Raw genomic sequence first — 18,955 nt, 5'->3', positions numbered from 1 at the left:
GACTGACTCCACCTCTTTGAAAATCCTCGGGCGGACCAAGGGGCGCGATACGACCCACCGCGTGAATGCGGTGTTATATAATGCTGGCTCTTTCTTGATATATTTACAGATTCTCTTTATATTGCGGTCATTTCTTTGGTTGATATGCTCCTAACTCATTTCCAAATGGGTCTGTAAACTTAATTACCCATCCAAACCCATGATCTTCATATAGTCTTATCTTTACATCATGTGTTTGTAACGTTGTGTGTAATAATTCAATGTCCTTTGTTAGAAACATAAATGATGGCATAGGAAAACCATCATTGGATAACCATAATGTCTTATCATTTTTCGAACTGAAGTGAAGCATCAGTACAGGGCCTGAATTGAATTTCAGCCATGCTGCATGAGGATAAACTCTCAGTAGTTCTAATCCTAACACTTCACTATACCATCCTAAAGCCTGATCAACGTCTTTAACAGGTATTTGAATATGATCAACATTCTCAATCAAGTTATTCAAAAAAATTTCCTCCTGGGTTTTGTGTTTTTTCAGGGTTTAACCAGTTTCATATACATTCTCGTATTCACGAAACGAGCCAGCCTTAGATAGCAATTATCTTAGACTGGCTCGTTTGTTGTCTGAGTGTTGTTCCATGATTATACATCTGACAACCAACGGGTGCTAGCCCACAACATGAATACATTGTTATGCGCCGTTACTGTCTTCGAAGCATCACCTAGAAACCTTTGATCAAGATTCCAACTCTATTTTTTACTTTGGTATAAAAACTCAACTTCACCATCTAGCAAATGTCGATATTCAAATAATTGCATTGTTCTTTCCCTAATTCTCTCCCGTATAACCGTGCCTAGGCTTACCGATCCTTTTGATCCAAGGTAACCATTATTAATAAATGTCTTCTCTACAAATTTTGTTTCCCTTAAGTGATACTGTAACCATTCTTTCTGCGATTCGATTAGTGCTTCTCTTGATTCTCTATCCAACTTAGAAAGAAGCTTTTTATATATTTGATTCAACTCTTCATCCCAAATTTCTGTATATTTACTTTCCAACGCTCCCCATCCCATTGTTGTAATAATCTCTTTGGAATTTTGAAATTCATTAAATTCTAATTCATAATCATGATCTATAGGATTTCGAAGCATTTCATCATAAAATTCTCCTTTCAAATCGTAGTTCCCAATTCTCATGGATAACACTTCATTGTTAGAAGGCTCTGATCGACCTTCAGTTATTTCTTTCGATTCTGTTCCATTACCTTTACTCTCTACATCAGGAGGCAGTTCAGAATTCATTATTGATTTAGTTTCGCTATTCAAAGTAGTCGATTGACTAATATTTTGACAAGATGAAAACATTATCGTAATAAAAAATAAGAAGAGTAGCTTACCTTTCATAAATTATCTCCTTAAAGATTATCTTTAATATTTACCGGTAATGGCGCATAACGTTGTTGTATTCACGAACCCGAGAGGCTTAAGGTCCGCTAAGATCCCGTGGCTCAGCCACTTAGCCTCGCAGGGTTGTCTGCTGAATCCACTTCTCCGAAATGCGCCTTGCAGACCAAAGACCCATCAGGGGCCGCAGCGTGAATACGGTGTTGTCTATTTAGCATTTCCCTTTTAATAAATGCATTAATAAATGGATTATAGCTATTTCAGTTATAAAGAACTGCATATCCGCATTGATATTTGAACAAGGTTTTCTCTTATTTCTGATCTGCTATTCCAACTTCGACTATCCCATTCGACACCACTTAAATCATCACCGCCATACAAGATAACACCTAATTTTACATTTCTAAATTGTGAAACAGCCATAAATGCTGCTGCTTCCATTTCTACAGTTACACACCCTTCTGCTTTCCGCAACTCAACCTTTTCTTTAGTCTCTCTATAAAATGAATCTGTCGTCCAAGTTTTGGCCTTAATATACCTTATATTATGTATATTAAAATCGTCCTCTATGAATTTTAATACCTCTAGATTACATTCAACTTCTCTTGATGGCTTAATGTAATGGTATGATACTCCTTCATCTCTCACTGCCGAAACTGGTACTATTACATGTCCAACAGCAATGTCTTTCTGTAATACACCTGCACCACCACATACTATAAATTTCTGAAAACCATAGGCTATCAGTTCTTCTAAGAATCCTGCTGAACCTGCAGCTCCTAAATACCCCAAAGTAATATGTACTTTTTTTCCTTGATAATATGTTTCATATATTGGCAAATCTACAGTCTCGCAATGTAGAGATGCAACTTCTTTCAACTTTCCCTCCGTTTTCATTTTTTCAATTACATCTCGAAAAAATGTTATTACACAGTATTCAAATTCTTCTTTTGGCTTGATAAAATTAGTTGCCTCTATTATTGCAACTCGCGATTCATCAAATTCCAATATCGGGAATTCATTACTATCGATTTTTCTGCTTTCCATCTCGACTTACCTCCAAAGTAATTTAAATTTTTTTTATTATTTCTTTGCAGCTATTACATATAACGTTCGCGTATTACGGACGTTCAATCGGCTTAAGGGCCGTAGGTCCGGGTGGCTCTGCCACTTAGCCGATTGGATGTGTCTGTGTCACCTGATTCAGCTTCTACGAAACTCTTCTTGGTGACCAAGGGAGCGTAGCGACCGATGTGTGATGCAATGTTATCAGATGTAACATGATCCCTTGAATCAACTAATAAAATTCTGTATTCTTCTTCCATTCTCTATCCGCTCTTTAAATTGCCCTTTTGTATATTCATCAATGGTTTTATTCCAGAATATCTGAGCCGATTTGTTTCCTTCGATCTGATAGACTTCCCATTGTCCTTTATATAAATCAAAAATACGAGCAGCTACAGCTTTGCCAATCCCTTCTCGTCTATATTTCTTTAATATAAAAAATTCAGCAATTGAATAGTAATCACGTTCAGCCGTTTCAATTAATCTTACCAATACAAAACCCACATACTTATTATTTTGTTTAATTAGATATGGAAATCTATGATTCTTTTCTATCCAGTAATCTTCTAATGGATAAGCTCCGTATAGCCCATCTTCTTCAACATCGCATTTTATAAATTCTGAAAAGTCATAAATATAAAACTGCATCAAATTCGCCAAAACTTCCTTACATTCTTTGTTTGCTTGAATTATTTCAAATTTCATTTGATGTTCTCCGCTCTAATTTATATATTCATGTTATTTCCGATAACGTTCCTATATTCACGACTTAGCGTATGCTGAGTGTCCGGCGCATGCCGGACCAAGGACAAATGTCCTCAGTGTGAATATTATGTTATAGGATGTCAGCGGCTTCTTCGAATCACCAATCCCTCTTGTACCATTCTCTTAATATCAACTATATTTTTCTTTTAATAATTCTATATATTTGAGTGGAATTCCTGTGATTTTCATAATGTCTGATAGTTCAAGTCCTAGTTTTAGAGCGCTTTTTGCAGTCTTCAAATTATGCTTTACTTTAATAATCCTATCTTTAAATAATACGTTTCCAAAATCGAGATAATCATCAGCGATCTCACCGTTCAAAAAGAACTCTATATCATAGGTTCCTATATGCTCTTCTATGTAAAAGATATTAATCGAGCAAAATACCACAGCTTCTGTTGTGTTAAAACTATATTTTAGGTATATGGCACGCTCTTCAAGACTTATAAATTCATCATATAATTTGCCCTTAAAAGTATCATGATAATCGCCTTTGTTTTCATCACGCCACTTCCTATAGGTCTTCCAGTAATGTTCTTTCGTGCGTTTCATTGCACTATGCTTACTATCCCATTCAAGTAGAATGTCTTTATTCACTCAATCACTTCCTCACAAAAAAATATGTTAGATAAAATAAATTTTCTTTATGTGTTTGCTAATTTCCTATAACGTTCCTGTATTCATGAACCCCGAAGGGGTTGTCGGCTGAAATCCCTTTTCGAAATCCATCTTGCAGACCACGCCTCCATCGGAGCCGCTGCTTGAATATTATGTTATAAGATGTTGGCATCTTCTGCGATTAATCTAACATTCAATTTGTTCTTTGACGCCTCTAAAAAATATTCCGTATTCATGTATAAGGGATGTACTGGATAGTTCACATCCATTAGAGTGCCTTTATAATTCAATCTATTTACGACTATTGCTTGAGGATATTTATCAAATAAATTCTTTTGCCGTTCTAAGGCTATATCTAACTTGCCCCAAGCAAAAAATACGAAATCATAGTTATTTAATAATTCTCTACATTTAAACATTAAATGATCTATTCCATTTATACTTTTTGCATATCTTTTTGCCATATCACTTTCTTTCTCACGAATGTTAAATATGTTTTCAATATGCATTGAATATTGATTTGGAAATGTAATCCCATTATTTTTGTAAGCTTTTTGAATCATACTCATAACCTTTTTCATTGTATTATCCGGCATTGTGAGAACCTGCTCTTCAGTTTCATATTCAGAATTTTCGAGCCTATCAAAAAGAACGTCATCAACAGGTCTCGCGTTCCCTGGATTCATCATTACAATCAAACCTATTACCTTCCCAGAACCGTTCGTAGACCGAAATTCTGTATGGTGTCTGAATATTTTTATCCCTTGATCGGTTTGCTTTGATACAAAGTGAGCATAGGTTTCCATTGAATCTCTTCTCTCTATGCCAATTTCTTATAACATCTAATTTATGTACTTCATAAACAACACACAATCAAGCCAATTTCTGAACTACATACATAATAAACCATATTGTTCCATTTGCGAAGGTACTACAACAAACAAAAGAGCGGCCTTTACATCAGGCCGCTCTCCACCTACATATTCTATTACTATCTTAAATAAAACCCTTTACTTCCCACCACTGCTCCTTACCACTCTCTCACTCATTGCCTTATGCTGTGCAATTAAGCAGAGTTCTGCCGCTTTAAACGCATGCTCCTGTGTCATCGCATTCTCTGTTCGATCCAGACAATCCCGGATCAGTTCACCGAAGAATGGATAACCAACCTTTCCTTTGACGCTATAATGGTATTCCCCTTCATGGTTAACCAGGTACACCTGATCACCCTCAGGCTCTCTGGCCACGTCGATATACTTACGCAGCTCAATGTATCCGTCCGTTCCCAAAATAACCGTTCGCCCATCGCCCCATGTACCCAGACCATCCGGTGTAAACCAGTCTACGCGGAAGTAACCGGAAGCCCCGTTGTTGCCGATAAGTGATGCTTCGCCAAAGTCCTCTAGTTCTGGGAATTGTGGATGATTGAAATTGTTCACCCGACTGAAGGCCACTTCTGCATCGGTACATGAAGCAAAGGTCAGAAACTGCTCGATCTGATGACTTCCAATATCACAGAGGATGCCGCCATACTTTTCATGCTGGAAGAACCATTCAGGCCGACCACCCGCATTCAATCGATGCGGTCCTGTCCCCATAACCTGTACAACCTTGCCGATCGCTCCCTGTTCGATCAGTTGTCCGGCATAGATCGCACTTTCCACGTGCAGACGCTCACTGTAATAGACCATATACTTCTTCCCAGTGCATTTAACCTCTTCACGCGCAAGGGCCAGTTGATCCAGTGTAGTAAAAGGAGCTTTGTCCGTAAAATAATCTTTGCCTGCGGCCATGACTCTCATGCCGAGTGGCGCACGCTCCGATGTAATGGCTGCTCCGGCTACGAGCTGCACTTCATCATCAGCAAGTACCTCCGCTTCAGATGCCGCGATCTGTGCCTGCGGGAACTGTTTCCGAAAAGCCTCGACTTTAGCTGGGTCAGGATCATATACCCATTTGAGCGTTGCCCCAGCCTCCACCAGCCCGCCAACCATACCGTAGATATGTCCATGGTCCAACGCTACAGCAGCAATGGTAAACTCACCTGGACCGCATACGATCTCTTTTTTCAGACTCTTTGGTGCATAAAACATGCCGTCTTTAGCCATACCTTCTCCACCTTTCCAATTCAATTGGATTTTCCGTTTATCGGTTCAGTTATCCTGTACACGCCTTAAGTTCAGCCTGGTGTATAAGTTCCACTTACTTAAATGTCTTTGACAGATCAGCAGGTTGACTACCACTCTCTGCCTTGTCTTTCTTTGTATTTGAACTGGCAATCCGCTGCTGCAAATGCTCATAGAACAAATTCTCATCGATCGGCAGATCTACCCAGTTATCCGTCCAGGTTGACAGCAGCATAGCATTAGACAAAGTCAAACCATGGATACCCTCTTCACCGGGAGCAATGAGCGGTGTCCCGTTCAAGATAGCATCGATCCAGTTGCGAATCAGGCCAGGATGTCCGGTTTCCACACCGGTAATCGGCACCTCGCATTTCCAGCATTCCGGCTGTCCAAATCCTCCGGTAAATCTCTGATTGAATTCAGGCTCGGGTTCACGAAGACGCCAAAAGGTCAACTGACCATCTTCAATGACAATTTTCCCACGATCTCCATTGACCTCGAATCGGTTGGTGCCTGGTGCTTCCCCCGTTGTGGTCACGAATACACCTGTTGCTCCATTTTCATACTCGACATATGCCGTTACATCATCTTCTACTTCAATGTTCCGGTATTTGCCGAATGAACAGAAGGCACGCATACGCACCGGCATCATGCCAATGGTCCATTGCCACAGGTCCAGTTGATGAGGGTCTTGGTTGATCAGGACACCGCCCCCTTCACCAGCCCACGTTGCCCGCCAACCGCCTGAATCATAATAACTCTGGGAGCGATACCAGTTCGTAATAATCCAGTTGGTGCGACGTATCTCACCCAGTTCTCCCGAGGCAATTAGATCTTTTAGTTTGATATATAAAGGGTTGGTTCGCTGGTTATACATCATGGAAAACACTTTGCCGCTGGTAGCCGCGGCTTCATTCATCTTGCGTACCTGTTTGGTGTACACTCCGGCAGGTTTCTCAATCATGACATGCAAACCATTCTGAAAAGCCTGAATGGCCTTTTCGGGATGGTCATAATGCGGGGTTGCTATAATTACCGCATCAATCGTCCCTGATGACATCATCTGCTCCGCATCCTGCCAATAGGTGACTGAAGCCGGAAGGTTGCTGGATACCCAGCTCTCCATTTCTTGTCTCACATCACACACAGCCACCAGTTCTGCACCAGGTACCTCTCCTGCTACCAACGTTCTGGCATGGGCTGCACCCATATTCCCAATTCCAATAACGGCTACTCGAACCAAACTCATACCTGTACCTCCTCTTCCACACGACGTTCAATTTCGGCAAAAACATCTGCAAAATGCTGTAACATCGCCTTCGATTGCCAGACCCCGCTAAAATCCTCAATCCCGTAATATCCATCATACCCAACGGATTTAAGGTCACGGAATACTTGCAACCAGTTCACCACGCCATCAGTCAAGGGGGCCCACTGACAATGCCAGTTTGATGTTAGCAAGATTTCTGTATTTTGTTCATTCACACTGGAATTCGAATTCTTGTTTGATTCATCCTTGAACCAAGCCGCATTCTTCACATGCACATGTGCCAGATAAGGTCCCAGTAATTCCAGTCCCATACGATGGTTCTCATATCCTTCATGCACCATGTTGCCTGGATCGTACAACACCCCTACATGCTGTGAATCCAGCGATTGCACGAGCCGATAAGCTAGTGATGCAGTGGGGGCAATCGTTTGATGATGGGTTTCTACTACAGCTTTTACCTTATACTGTTGGGCCATCTCTTGAACCTCGTTCAGATAATGCACAGCTTGTTTGTATAATTCAGGATAGCTGGTTTTGCGATCATAACCGGGAACCCCAACACGCATTATGGATGCTCCTAAGGCTTGTGCAGTTTGAAATGCTTGCTCCGTGGCAAGCAGATCTCCACAGCTCAGATATGGCACCAATGCAATCGACTGTCTGCCATGCTTTTTTGCCGCTTCACGAAATTCCGGTACCTGTTCCTCCCATTGATCCGGATCTATCGAGCAACGATTATGTCTCCAATAAGAAGGTTCTTCGGACAAAGCATCCGCCGGTATTCCACGATATCTCCATTCGATCCCTTCAATGCCTGCTGCGGCTGCAGCAGAAGCCAATTCTTCTGCGGTCAAGTCCGGTGTGGCAACAGTGAATACAGACAATTTCATCAACATTCATCTCCTTATGTAAACGTATTCAATTTATTGTTGTAAACGCATTGTATCATTCATACGAAGGCCACCATAGGGGGCAACGAGAAGAGATGAATGACAGATAAACAGCGGACCATATTCCCCATTCAGAGATAACTTGCAAGTTCCCTTTTGAATGCATACATAACAAAAAGCACCCCGAATAACAGAAGATCCTTCTGATTCGAGATGCCTGGTTTGCAACTTCTATTTTACATCATAAAAAACATGTTCCGCCTGCAATTTCCCTAAATTTGTAGTCATGATACCAAAAGAATATTGGGGCTGAAAGCGCCGATCCGTAGGAGAGCCCGGATTAAATATCAGCACATCATTGACCGTATGCATCACTGGAATGTGCGAATGTCCAAAAATCACAGCATCCACCTGCTGTCCTGCAAAAGTGTGAATCGCATTCTGCTCTGTAGACTTCGATCCCAGATGACCATGTACAAGACCAAGACGCAAACCGTCCGCTTCAACGATGCGGGAGAACCCGAGTTTTTGACCTATTTCAGGCGGGTCCGTATTGCCTGCAACACCTTCAATGGGGGCGTAAGCGCTGAGCAGCTTGTGTACACTCCAGTCCGACCAATCCCCGGCATGGAGAATCAGATCAGCATCTGATAGCGCCTCAACCAAGGGATCGGGTAACTTACGTGCTCTTCGAGGTAAATGAGTGTCCGAGATGACAATAATTTTCATAGTACAGCACACCTTCCCTTTCCCTTACATTACGCTTTATTCGGCATGTGATGGAACTTCAAGCTGGGAACAGGAACGCTCCATATCTTCAAGAGTAATGGATGCGAAGAACTGTTCCACCTTTGCTTCGGCAACCTGATACAGATTGGTCAGAAGGCTGTCAATACGAAGGCCAACATCACAATTCGGATTACAGTTACCATGAATCGGAAACAATGGCCCTTCATCCTTGGCAGCCTGATAGATCATGGCTAATGTGATTTCGCTTGAGGGTTTGGCGAGGTAAAATCCTCTTGTTCCTGGTGAGGAGTCCACAAGTCCTGCCTTTTTCAACCCACCGAGAATACGTCTGACCACGACAGGGTTGGTATTCACACTACCTGCAATCAGTGCCGAAGTGATTCGTTCAGGCGCGCTGAAAGACAACAACAACAAACAATGCACACTGACCGAAAAATGAGTACTCATGATTAACCACCTTTTATTCCAGCATTATAATGCTAATTTTATATCATCCCGGATGTGTAGACTTACTCGGAGAACAGGTCCTGTTCAGGGCGTGCCCGGATTTTTAATTGCCGAACGCTGTACTCCAATTGTTTCACAATATCATCCAGTTGTTTGCGATCAATCTTCGTTGGATCTTCCACTGGCTTCGCCGACGACTTCAGATCCCGAATCGTTAACTGCTGCTCTTGCCACTTGTCCATCAGATCCGCTATATTGGCATAGAAACGTTCGTAATCTTTAATAACCAAATCAAGATAGGCATCCACCTCATCCGGATCATAACCACGAAGTTTATAGTTGAATTGTTTTTCATGAATCGATAAAGCGTCGAGCTGCACGCCCAATTGCTTGAACAATTGTCTTTGTTTGTCCAATCTTCGTTTCATATGCTCATCCATATTGACAACCCTCCATTATCAAACGCGCCGCGGTAAGCACAAGAAGATCTTCGATACCGCCGCATTTTCTCTCTATATTTTTTATAACACATTATCCGTCAGATATAAAATCGAACGAACCTCTTTACACACGAAACTGATTGCTTCTTATGAAATTCGGGTAAGGACTGACTACAACCCCATTGCGGGAAAGGAGCATGTCCTTATGAGTACATTAACCAAAGATCAACTTCAAGAGCTGAAAAACGCTCTCTTGGAACAACGTGAAAACCTACAGCGCCATTTTGAATCCAGCATGGAAGACGGTGCTCCAGCCGAGTCCCTGAAAGATTCAACTGGTGAGCTGTCATCATACGATAATCACCCGGCAGATGCTGGTACGGAGACGTTTGAGCGAAGCCGTGACTTAGCGATAGATGATACGTTGACCGACGAGTTCAATCAGGTGAACGAAGCGTTGGAGCGAATCGAACAAGGAACGTATGGCTCCTGTGTGACCTGTGGTAAGGATATTCCCTTTGAACGACTCGAAGCGATCCCTTACACAGCCTACTGTATCGATGATACGCCTAACCGCGAGTTAAGCAACGAACGGCCTGTTGAGGAGCAAGTCATGACGATGCCGCCGAGCGGTGCCGGAGAAGTAAGACAGCGCAATGCTGGCAAGTTCGATAACGCTGATGCCTGGGAAGCCGTCGAGGAATATGGCACATCGAACTCCCCCGCAACCGCAGCCAAACGTGACGTGAAAGATTATGATGAAAACATGTAGTTTATGAACGAATTAAGGTCATTTTCGCAATAATAGGTACATGTTTTCCATCATGCCAAATTACGCATGAAAAAGCCGCCAATGGCGGCTTTTTTCTTGGTGGCATATCATCTTTACACAGATGAAACTTCAATATGACGATGAATATGCTTCGATTACTCTTCCGCCTGACCACCAGACGAGGATTCCTTCTGCTTTTTAGCAGGTCTTGACGTTTTCGCAACAGACTTGCCCTTATCGGGTGAAGCCTTCTTTTTCAATTTTCCAGCGGTTTCCGAAACGGGCTTATTCACCGTATCTTTGGATAGGGAACTGAATAAATGAAAGACCTCTTGGTCCGCATCATGCCTGTCTTTCGTTAAATAGGGTTCACACATCTTCGTAATGTTGTTGTACAACTGCTCTACTTCTTCCCGGCTAGCATACAACGTCATATCTGAGATAAACATACGGTCCCCGTTTTCCGCCTGATTCATAAATCTCCGACGGCTCTGCTCAAACATTTCATTTAATAATTTGAAGGTTTCGGAACGAAATACCTCCTTCAAAGGTGAGTTCTCTTCATCTTCGTTACGGAGCTGGATTTCTCCCTTGAAGGGCTCATAATATTTGGCGATGATTCCATTAATTTCACGAGTGGATACGATGGTAAGCAGACCGATTTTCTCCAGTTTCTTCACATGATAATGTACCTTGGCTGGCACTTCGCCCATCTGGTCTGCGATCTCTTTAACCGTAGAGGGTCTGCCCTGTTTATTAAACATATTCAAGATCTGTATCCGATACGGATCGGAGTAGACCTTGATTTCTTCAATCGTTGAAAGTACTTTGCGCTGCATACCTGTATCCTCATTTCCGGGGTACCTGTTGCCCATCATGTGTATATTATACCGTCCGGACAGGGTTTCGGTCAAAACAGGCTAGCGATAACACGTTTGAGGAAGCCTTTTTATAGAACGGTGCGGAAAGTCTTGCTTAGAAGCACCAAAACGGCTGACATGGCAAGCAAAACACCAAACACGATAAATAGAATCGGCAATGCCACCCAATCGGCAAGGGCTCCTGAAACCAAGCTACCTAATGGAGCAACACTCACGACGAGCATAGTTTGAAGGGCATACACTCTGCCCAGCATCTCGGAAGGCGTAACTTCCATGAGATAGGACGCAAGGGGTGTTGTAGCGAGTGGAATCCCCATACCCATCATCAGACAAAAGACAGCAGCAACAGGCAGTTGGTAGGACGTCATGTAAGCCGGGAGTGCAGTCATGGCATAACTGAGCCCCAACATGACAATGCCTACAATGACCAGCACACTTTTACGGTAATTCGATCCTCGATGAGACAGCCACAAGCCACTCAGTACCATGCCTGCCACAATCAACCCACTGAGTAGACTTAATCCTCCCGCTCCGGCGTGCAACGTTTCAATGACATATGGCGTGCGAAGAACATTGAATGGCATCAGACAAAAGTTAACAAAGGCAAACAGAATGGAGACGATCAGTAACAACACATGTTTACGCATAAAATGAAAGGCTTCTGTCATTTCAGAGAATATACTTTTTCTTGCTGGAGGAGAATCAGATGAATCAAATGACGTATTATCATTGTTAGATGATGTTGAAGTTTTCGGGTACCCCACACGGCTCATCAGGAGTGCACTTAAGGCAAACAAGCCCGCATCGATCAATATCGTCCACGTGATCCCTGCCGTTGCAATTAACGTTCCCGCCACTGCAAGTCCTGCGAGTTCTGCAACCCGGGTTGCAGATGATGCCATGGCATTACCAGACAGCAGCATTGATTTGGGAAGTAATCGCGGTACAGTGGATACCTCAGCGGGTGACGCGAAACATTCCAGAAGGGAATTCAGAATGGTGATGACGAACAGATGCCAGACTTGCAGCTCACCCAGACCAAATAATAGTGCTGTAATGCCAACAAATAATCCTCGACCAGTATTCGTGAGCACAATCACCTTTTTGGGCGACATGCGATCAACCAGTGCTCCGACAAACAGCCCCAGAAAGATACTTGGCAAAAAGTTAACTGCCAGCAGTGTTCCCATCAGCAGCTTTGAACCTGTCAAAATGTACACCATCCAGCTATAGGCAATGGAATCAATCGAATCGCCGAATCTGGATACTACCTTGCTCACCATAAACTGCACATACGGTTTAATCCGAATTAATTCCCCGATCCCTTGTTTGCGTGCGACTGTACCTTCGCTCATGATTACTCCGCCTCTCAACGTGAAAATATTTTTAATGTTAATTTTATTTTAACGTATGATATGCGAAAATCAACCCTTTCGTGAAAATATTTTTAACGTTGTGTATATCCCTATAAAACACAAAAAAACAGACCGAAGGGTCTGTTCTCTTTGCACCAAAATTTGCTGCTATGATTCGTAGTTCATGTACTAGTCCTCAGTCTTGAATTGAAATCCGATACTCTCTTCTTCTGCCTCCAGCATCAACTTGTATACCATCTCTGCCTCACTACCCAGCCGTTCCTTGCTGATCTGGTAGTTCGTCCAGGTTAATTCAAGCGGCAGCTCAATCATGCCTGTAAGGCAGTCCCACAAGGCGTCCAGATTTGCACCGTAAAAGTCTGGCAGTTCAAGCTTTTGCTTCAATAGCTCATGCAGTTCTGTTGTGCTGTAAAAGTCCTCACCGTTAAGTACTACCCTCTTCATGTCTGTCCTTCCTTATTTCAAGCGAGTAAAGGATGCGTAGTGGTCTGTCGTTTTGTAAATCAAGCCGTCACTGGAATACAGGATGCGGTCCGAATTACGGAAACCGGAAGTGTAGTTGATATCCGCTTCACGCCAAGTACGGCCACTCGCTGCTGGAAGCAAGCCTTCCCGGTTGCTAAACACGTCTCCACCGATACTTTTGCCCGGAGCAACCGTAGCGAGGTTGCCTTGAGAAGAAACCCAGCCTAGTGCCGTTGCCTGTGCTTTGGTAATGTAGTTGCATGGCAGTTGCCCGTTGGCGCTGAGATAGTTGGCCACACCAGTAAACGTATTGATAATGGTACACGTTGCAGCTGAAGCCTTCTGCTGTTCAACCGGAGCGATCTGTGAACCTGTGAAGAAAACAATCGTCAACATAACCGCAAGCAGAGCCGTAGACAAAAACTTTTTCATAAATTCGCCTCCCAATGACTTAAAATGGATGAACGTTGCTACTATGTAAGTGATATGAGATGTAAATTCTGCCAGGATGTACGTTCTGCTAGATTATAGTGAACAAGCCATCTATTTACTATTTATATCACATCATTTTGGAGGAAAGATCAAATTCAACTGCTATTTTTGTGAAAATATATAAATATAACATTTAAATATAAAAAAAGACTCACATCCCGGGGGATGGAGTCTGCCATTTCGATCATTTCCTATCATCTAACATGCTAGCATGTTAGCTCCTGCTTTAATCCACTAACTGCACCCGTTGACGGGTTCGCGCCGATTCTAGGCATGCATCAATGACACGCATATTCTGAATGGTATTTTGCGGACTGAACGGTAGCGCTTTTCCTTCAAGCACTGCGGCTGCAAAAGTCTCCACCTGCAAAACATAGGAGTTGGATACCGATACACGTTCCTCACGGCTGACGGAATCGGTGTGCACGATAATCTGTGGTGGAATATCACTATTCTCCCAGCCGAACACCTTAGGAAGTTCAATCCGCCCATCGGTACCGAGAATCTCCATCTCGGCTCTTCCAGAGGCCCACATGCCGCAGTCAAACGTTAATGCTACTGAATTGGGAAACTCCACAAGTCCTGAAGCCATCATATCGACGCCATCATGTTCTTCCGAAAATAGAGCGTGTACCGTTACCGCTTCCGGCTCCTGCCCCAGATACATGCGGGCTGCCGAGATTGGATATACGCCAAGATCAAATAATGATCCTCCGCCCATCTCCCTTTTGAACCTTACATTGTCTTTATCCTCAGCGGTATTGCAGGTGAAATTGCCATGGAGGGCTCTGACCGTACCAATCTCTCCACTGGCTATTATCTCTTGCACACGTCTGTGCTTTGGATGGTATCGATACATAATGGCTTCTGCAAATAGTACGCCGTGCTGTTGACATACCTCAATCATTTCCGCCGCTTCATCTGAATTCAGAGCAGCCGGTTTCTCACATAATACATGTTTTCCAGCCTGAGCAGCCTTAATCGTCCACTCCTTATGCATATGGTTCGGCAGAGGAATATACACAGCTTCAATATCCGGGTCCGCAATGAGTTCATCATAGCTGCCATACGCTCTGGCAATGTCGAGTTCATTCGCAAGAGCTTCCGCCTTCTCCTTGCTGCGGCTGGCTATCGCCAAGACCTCACCACGTTCGGATTGTTGAATCGCCGGAATGACTGCATTTTTCGCGATTGTGGATGTACCAAGTACTCCCCACTGTAAGTGTCTGTCCATGCTTATCTTCCTTTCACTCCGTAATTGTCCTCTTCTGCCTTGTGTAACATGCCGAGACAACGATCGAGATCGGCCTTAACCTGTTTTTTATATAATTCAGCTTTCTCCGCACCATCATCCGTGAAGTGATATAAAACGATTTCCTGAAAATCGACTTTGGGATCACTGCCCTTCAGCTTCTTTGTCCGATAAAAGACACCCTGTTGAACCAATTCATGCAGCGCCCGGTATATCTCGCTCTGGGGTGGTACATAACCGTAGGCTTTGAATTCCTGCTTCATTGCCTCCAGCATTTCATAGCCGTATCCCCTATGCTGTTCAACCATCGTAATCAGATACAGCTTAATAAATGCCCGCTGCGCAATCATAAAAGCCACGTTCATTTCCCTCCTGTCAGCTCTATATATCTAGTATTATAAAACTTATGTTCCCCTTCTGCCATCTTTATCCGTCCTTCTCCCTTTAATCCATGGGCGTTGGAAGGCAAGAAGGAGAAATGATGGATAGGCAGAAACGTAAGGTAGAGCGAGATTTGAAGTTTTCTGTTATGAATTTTTCAGGTAATGAAATTTTAAAATTTATTTCAAAAGTGTTCGTCGTGGTATTGGCGTCACTTTTTTTTCAGGTTACTGCCTTCATTTTTATCGGTCCTCTTTATCGGCCTTCAACTCACTGTTGTTCTGAATTTTTCATATAATGATGTATTCACCTGTTAATCAGGTTTGGACTTCGGTACAGTTCCCACAATCCACTTGCCCCAGCTTACGCGAGAGATGAGCCATGTGAGTACGCAGGATAACGTAAGCGCCAGCAGCCAGGTGATGATCATGCGCACTACGGGGTTTAAACCCAATGCCACATAAAACTGTTCATCCGGAATGTAGCTGTAGCGCAACATCAGCATGTGCATCAGGTAGCCCCCGTACGAAACCCCGCCAATCCACGCCAGCAATCGTGTTACTCTGATATTGTGGAGCTTGCCAGCCAGCTGGTACATCACCATGATGGAAGCAATGAGGAATAAGATCATATCCGGCCGGATGAGACTGACGGTATAGAATGTAATCTGTATGCCCTCCGGCTTCTGGAACTCTTGCATTAACTTATATATAAACCGAAGACCAAGGACTATAAACACGGTCCAATATCCCCAGCGCAAACGTTGAATCCACTCATTCCAGCGTTGAACCGATAGCCCGGCTGCCGCACCAAGCACAAAATAAAAAAAGAAATACAGAAAATTTCGATCGGCATAGGTTGTAAAGGCATCGGTCAGCACCGGGACATTCAACCATTCCATGAACCTGGCGATATTTCGCAATTGATCCGCGAGCACAAGGTACACCACACCGGAAATCAGAAGAGCTATTGTGCGCCCCTTCGCCTCATATCGGTTATAGACATAACGGATTGCCCGCAAAAACAGGGGAAACAACAGATAAAACTGAATAAGCATAATAATGTACCAAAAATGCGAGGTCGTCTTACCCGTGATTAATTTTAAACCAAGGTCAGGAATATCCTGCCAACCAAATCCGTTCCAGCCGCGAGGCGCGAGTGTGAAGTAGATCAGTGACCAAATAATATAGGGGACGATTACATCGGTTAATCGCTTTTGCATGAAACGTCCATAATGCAACTTGTCTCCTGTATTATAGAAAAGCACCATGCCTGTGATAAAAATAAATAGAGGTACTGCAAATTTGGACAGCATCAGCAGGATGGCGAGCAATACGCCATCTTCCAGTCCCGCTTCTGGGACCAGTGAATAATGTGCTATGGAATGCTGAAGGACGACCGCCGCAAAAGCAATTCCCCTCAGACTCTCGATTTCTGTAATTCGTTCTTTACGAGGCATAACAGACAGCCTCCTTTCTTGGTTTTGCCATGAAAACGACGTACAATGAATCCATATATTGATGAACGGGGTGATTCACATCTCAGATACAGACCAAGACATAACTACCATTGACTCCAAATATGTACAACAGCATCTGGCTAACGAGCGGACCTTTCTGGCCTGGGTTCGTACAGGCATTGCCATGGTTGGCATTGGCTTTCTCGCAGCTGGCTTCGGCTTCAGTTCAACGGCCTATGATCGGATGGCCCATATCGCAGCAATCATCATTGGTATTACTTCCTTAGTCAGCGGCATTCTGATCATCCTGTGTTCTGCAGCCGCTTACCACCGAAAACGCAATCAGATTAATTCACAAACATTCCAGGCATCCACGAAATTAATTCGGTTCCTGACACTGATGTTGCTGGTGATTGGACTGGCCCTGGCCGTATTACTGTATGTATTGTTATTCCCTGCTTGGCAGGTTTAACACCTGAACCTCTGACGTTCATTTATGCATCATACACAGGAACAAAAGCCGGCTTCCTCTAAGGAAACCGGCTGATGACCACCTGATGGTTCACATATATCATTCCAGTTGAAGAATCCTGTCTTTGGTGATCCGATTTATTATAGAAAAGTATTGTTGCCAAGTCGAGCGGCCTTATCCCGAGCTTCCAATCTTTGATTTTCCATATCGAGATCCGTGCGCTCAACCGTAACATCATCCCGATTGACATCGATTCTGTCCCGGTTCACATAACTGTTACTGCTGAACACGTCATAAACATCCGTGTCCCGATCCGTAGAGTCCACGAGTAGCAGGATTTTACCACTTTGCACGTATTCCTCATACTGCCTTGCATCCTCTTCCGGAATGCCGAGACCCACGAGTCCACCTACAAGTCCGCCTGCTCCTGCACCTACAGCTGCACCCGTAAAGGCTGCGGCAATAGGGCCTGCCGCCAGAATAGGACCGATGCCCGGAATCGCCAATGCTCCAATGCCAGCGAGCAATCCAGCTACTCCACCTAGCACTCCGCCTGTTGCCGCACCTGCAGCTACACCTTCGGGTGCTTTTGTACCCGTCTCTTCGCGAATGGCCTTCAGTTCATCCCGATCCTGTGTAACTACCGAGATTTCATCTGAAGTAAATCCTTGCGCTTTCAGTCCCTCGATTGCGGATGATGCCTCACGTTCTGTATTAAACACACCTACGATTTTCTTCTGCATAGTGAATCCCTCCTCATCTAATTGAGTGGTTCGCTATGTTATTACCCGCTTTGTTTTCTTTCAAACGCTTCCACCACAATATCTTATCCTTGAAGGCCTAGGAGGATGGCCGACCATTGATATGCGGCGAGTCACCGCGCTAGGGCCTGCACGTGGTTCGTTAGTGCTCAAGACGCCTAATCTGCCGATCGCATACTCGCCCATTCAGAGCACGTTCAGACCCAACTTCCAGACCGAGGCTGGCAAACACATTCTAGCTAAACTCGTGGTTTAGCTCGGTTAGTAGCAATCGCTTCCAGCGGGTCATCCGGCCAATAATGCTTGGGATAACGACCTTTCAAGTCTTTCTTCACCTCAAAATAAGTCTCCCGCCAAAAGTTCGCCAGATCTCGTGTGACCTGTACAGGCCGCTGCGCCGGGGAAAGCAAGTGTATGGTCAGTGGTACTCGACCACCGCCAATACGCGGGGTCTCCTGCTGTCCAAACATCTCCTGCAGTCTCACCGCGAGCGTAGGATCTTCAGGTCGGCTGTAGTCCACCGGAATACGTGAACCACTAGGCACCTGAATATGTGTAGGCGCTTCACGATCCAATTGCTGTCGCTGTTCCCAGCTCAGTCCGCCGAGCAGCACATCCTGCATCGACAATCTCTTGAGATCCGCAGCAGATCGCATGCCTGTTAGAAAAGGGCTGAGATGTTCTGCCAGTTCTTCGGTCAGATGATCTTCGATGAGATCAGGCCATTCTGGCAAATGATGATGTAAAAAGCGCATCCTGTCCGCCAGCTGTCGTGATGATTTTGTCCAAGGCAAACAATCCAGCCCTTCGATACGTATTCCCGAGAGTAATGCTTCGAGCACCTGATCTTCGGGTGGCTGTGCAATGCC

At 44.0% G+C, this 18,955-nt stretch carries 24 protein-coding genes; 3 read left to right on the top strand and 21 right to left on the bottom strand.

Translation table 11 applies throughout. From position 1 onward, the window contains the following. Window positions 1–127: 127 nt before the first annotated feature. The 12 genes from A6049_RS03285 to A6049_RS03230 form a co-directional block, all read right to left on the bottom strand. Window positions 128–505 carry a VOC family protein gene (locus tag A6049_RS03285; RefSeq protein WP_063563248.1) on the bottom strand — a complete coding sequence of 126 codons (378 nt, stop codon included), beginning with the start codon at window positions 503–505 and terminating at the stop codon, window positions 128–130. Between the two features lie 245 nt (window positions 506–750). Beyond that, window positions 751–1,404 carry a lysozyme inhibitor LprI family protein gene (locus A6049_RS03280; protein ID WP_063563247.1) on the bottom strand — a complete coding sequence of 218 codons (654 nt, stop codon included), beginning with the start codon at window positions 1,402–1,404 and terminating at the stop codon, window positions 751–753. A 264-nt stretch (window positions 1,405–1,668) separates the two neighbouring features. Continuing rightward, a complete protein-coding gene (locus tag A6049_RS03275) occupies window positions 1,669–2,451 on the bottom strand; it encodes a nucleoside phosphorylase (protein ID WP_063563246.1) in 783 nt (260 codons plus the stop codon). A 246-nt stretch (window positions 2,452–2,697) separates the two neighbouring features. Next, window positions 2,698–3,174 carry a GNAT family N-acetyltransferase gene (locus A6049_RS03270; RefSeq protein WP_063563245.1) on the bottom strand — a complete coding sequence of 159 codons (477 nt, stop codon included), beginning with the start codon at window positions 3,172–3,174 and terminating at the stop codon, window positions 2,698–2,700. Between the two features lie 189 nt (window positions 3,175–3,363). Next, the gene (locus tag A6049_RS03265; RefSeq protein ID WP_063563244.1) at window positions 3,364–3,831 is read right to left on the bottom strand and encodes a hypothetical protein; all 468 of its coding nucleotides are present in this window, start codon (window positions 3,829–3,831) and stop codon (window positions 3,364–3,366) included. Between the two features lie 176 nt (window positions 3,832–4,007). Beyond that, entirely contained in the window at window positions 4,008–4,658 is a 651-nt protein-coding gene (locus A6049_RS03260) for a DUF1643 domain-containing protein (protein ID WP_063563243.1), read from the bottom strand. A 204-nt stretch (window positions 4,659–4,862) separates the two neighbouring features. Next, entirely contained in the window at window positions 4,863–5,960 is a 1,098-nt protein-coding gene (locus A6049_RS03255) for a Gfo/Idh/MocA family protein (protein WP_063563242.1), read from the bottom strand. 94 nt (window positions 5,961–6,054) lie between these two features. Further along, a complete protein-coding gene (locus A6049_RS03250) occupies window positions 6,055–7,227 on the bottom strand; it encodes a Gfo/Idh/MocA family protein (RefSeq protein WP_063563241.1) in 1,173 nt (390 codons plus the stop codon). After that, on the bottom strand, window positions 7,224–8,138 hold the full coding sequence (locus A6049_RS03245; RefSeq protein ID WP_063563240.1) for a sugar phosphate isomerase/epimerase family protein: 915 nt from the start codon (window positions 8,136–8,138) through the stop codon (window positions 7,224–7,226). Before A6049_RS03245 ends, A6049_RS03250 begins: the two co-directional genes overlap by 4 nt. Window positions 8,139–8,369: 231 nt before the next feature. Continuing rightward, window positions 8,370–8,867, bottom strand: a complete 498-nt coding sequence (locus tag A6049_RS03240) for a metallophosphoesterase family protein (protein ID WP_063563239.1) — start codon at window positions 8,865–8,867, stop codon at window positions 8,370–8,372. 36 nt (window positions 8,868–8,903) lie between these two features. After that, on the bottom strand, window positions 8,904–9,335 hold the full coding sequence (locus tag A6049_RS03235) for an Rrf2 family transcriptional regulator (protein WP_063563238.1): 432 nt from the start codon (window positions 9,333–9,335) through the stop codon (window positions 8,904–8,906). A gap of 62 nt (window positions 9,336–9,397) precedes the next feature. Next, window positions 9,398–9,775, bottom strand: a complete 378-nt coding sequence (locus A6049_RS03230) for a DivIVA domain-containing protein (RefSeq protein ID WP_024630343.1) — start codon at window positions 9,773–9,775, stop codon at window positions 9,398–9,400. A gap of 205 nt (window positions 9,776–9,980) precedes the next feature. Here A6049_RS03230 and A6049_RS03225 point away from each other — a divergent pair, with 205 nt between their 5' ends. Then, a complete protein-coding gene (locus A6049_RS03225) occupies window positions 9,981–10,547 on the top strand; it encodes a TraR/DksA C4-type zinc finger protein (protein ID WP_063563237.1) in 567 nt (188 codons plus the stop codon). Between the two features lie 155 nt (window positions 10,548–10,702). On the opposite strand, the gene A6049_RS03220 is transcribed toward A6049_RS03225, so the two are convergent. The 7 genes from A6049_RS03220 to A6049_RS03185 form a co-directional block, all read right to left on the bottom strand. Further along, the gene (locus tag A6049_RS03220) at window positions 10,703–11,386 is read right to left on the bottom strand and encodes an ArsR/SmtB family transcription factor (protein WP_063563236.1); all 684 of its coding nucleotides are present in this window, start codon (window positions 11,384–11,386) and stop codon (window positions 10,703–10,705) included. Between the two features lie 110 nt (window positions 11,387–11,496). Next, entirely contained in the window at window positions 11,497–12,783 is a 1,287-nt protein-coding gene (locus tag A6049_RS03215) for an MFS transporter (protein WP_063563235.1), read from the bottom strand. Between the two features lie 189 nt (window positions 12,784–12,972). Then, window positions 12,973–13,248 (bottom strand): barstar family protein, encoded by a 276-nt coding sequence (locus A6049_RS03210; protein WP_063563234.1) that lies wholly within the window; start codon window positions 13,246–13,248, stop codon window positions 12,973–12,975. 12 nt (window positions 13,249–13,260) lie between these two features. After that, the gene (locus tag A6049_RS03205; RefSeq protein WP_063563233.1) at window positions 13,261–13,701 is read right to left on the bottom strand and encodes a ribonuclease; all 441 of its coding nucleotides are present in this window, start codon (window positions 13,699–13,701) and stop codon (window positions 13,261–13,263) included. A gap of 286 nt (window positions 13,702–13,987) precedes the next feature. Beyond that, on the bottom strand, window positions 13,988–14,995 hold the full coding sequence (locus tag A6049_RS03200; protein ID WP_063563232.1) for a Gfo/Idh/MocA family protein: 1,008 nt from the start codon (window positions 14,993–14,995) through the stop codon (window positions 13,988–13,990). Between the two features lie 2 nt (window positions 14,996–14,997). After that, window positions 14,998–15,372 carry a replication termination protein gene (locus tag A6049_RS03195; RefSeq protein ID WP_063563231.1) on the bottom strand — a complete coding sequence of 125 codons (375 nt, stop codon included), beginning with the start codon at window positions 15,370–15,372 and terminating at the stop codon, window positions 14,998–15,000. Between the two features lie 335 nt (window positions 15,373–15,707). Further along, window positions 15,708–16,853, bottom strand: a complete 1,146-nt coding sequence (locus A6049_RS03185) for an acyltransferase (RefSeq protein ID WP_063563229.1) — start codon at window positions 16,851–16,853, stop codon at window positions 15,708–15,710. A 61-nt stretch (window positions 16,854–16,914) separates the two neighbouring features. Here A6049_RS03185 and A6049_RS03180 point away from each other — a divergent pair, with 61 nt between their 5' ends. Continuing rightward, window positions 16,915–17,325: a YidH family protein gene (locus A6049_RS03180; RefSeq protein WP_063563228.1), complete on the top strand. Its 411-nt coding sequence runs from the start codon at window positions 16,915–16,917 to the stop codon at window positions 17,323–17,325. A gap of 140 nt (window positions 17,326–17,465) precedes the next feature. Here the strand turns inward: A6049_RS03180 and A6049_RS03175 are convergent, their stop codons facing one another. Then, entirely contained in the window at window positions 17,466–18,068 is a 603-nt protein-coding gene (locus tag A6049_RS03175; protein WP_063563227.1) for a general stress protein, read from the bottom strand. Window positions 18,069–18,189: 121 nt separating this feature from the next. On the opposite strand from A6049_RS03175, the gene A6049_RS33165 reads away from it, so the two are divergent. Continuing rightward, entirely contained in the window at window positions 18,190–18,342 is a 153-nt protein-coding gene (locus A6049_RS33165; protein ID WP_161490537.1) for a hypothetical protein, read from the top strand. Here A6049_RS33165 and A6049_RS03170 read toward each other — a convergent pair. Beyond that, a partial coding sequence (locus A6049_RS03170; protein ID WP_275078606.1) for an ATP-dependent helicase C-terminal domain-containing protein occupies window positions 18,326–18,955 on the bottom strand: 630 nt, incomplete at its 5' end. The genes A6049_RS33165 and A6049_RS03170 overlap by 17 nt on opposite strands.

Origin of the sequence: Paenibacillus sp. O199, assembly GCF_001636635.1 — a bacterium.
GTDB lineage: Bacteria > Bacillota > Bacilli > Paenibacillales > Paenibacillaceae > Paenibacillus > Paenibacillus marchantiae.
The sequence above is the reverse complement of the archived record's forward strand: the minus strand, read 5'-3'. Positions and strand labels throughout refer to the sequence as shown.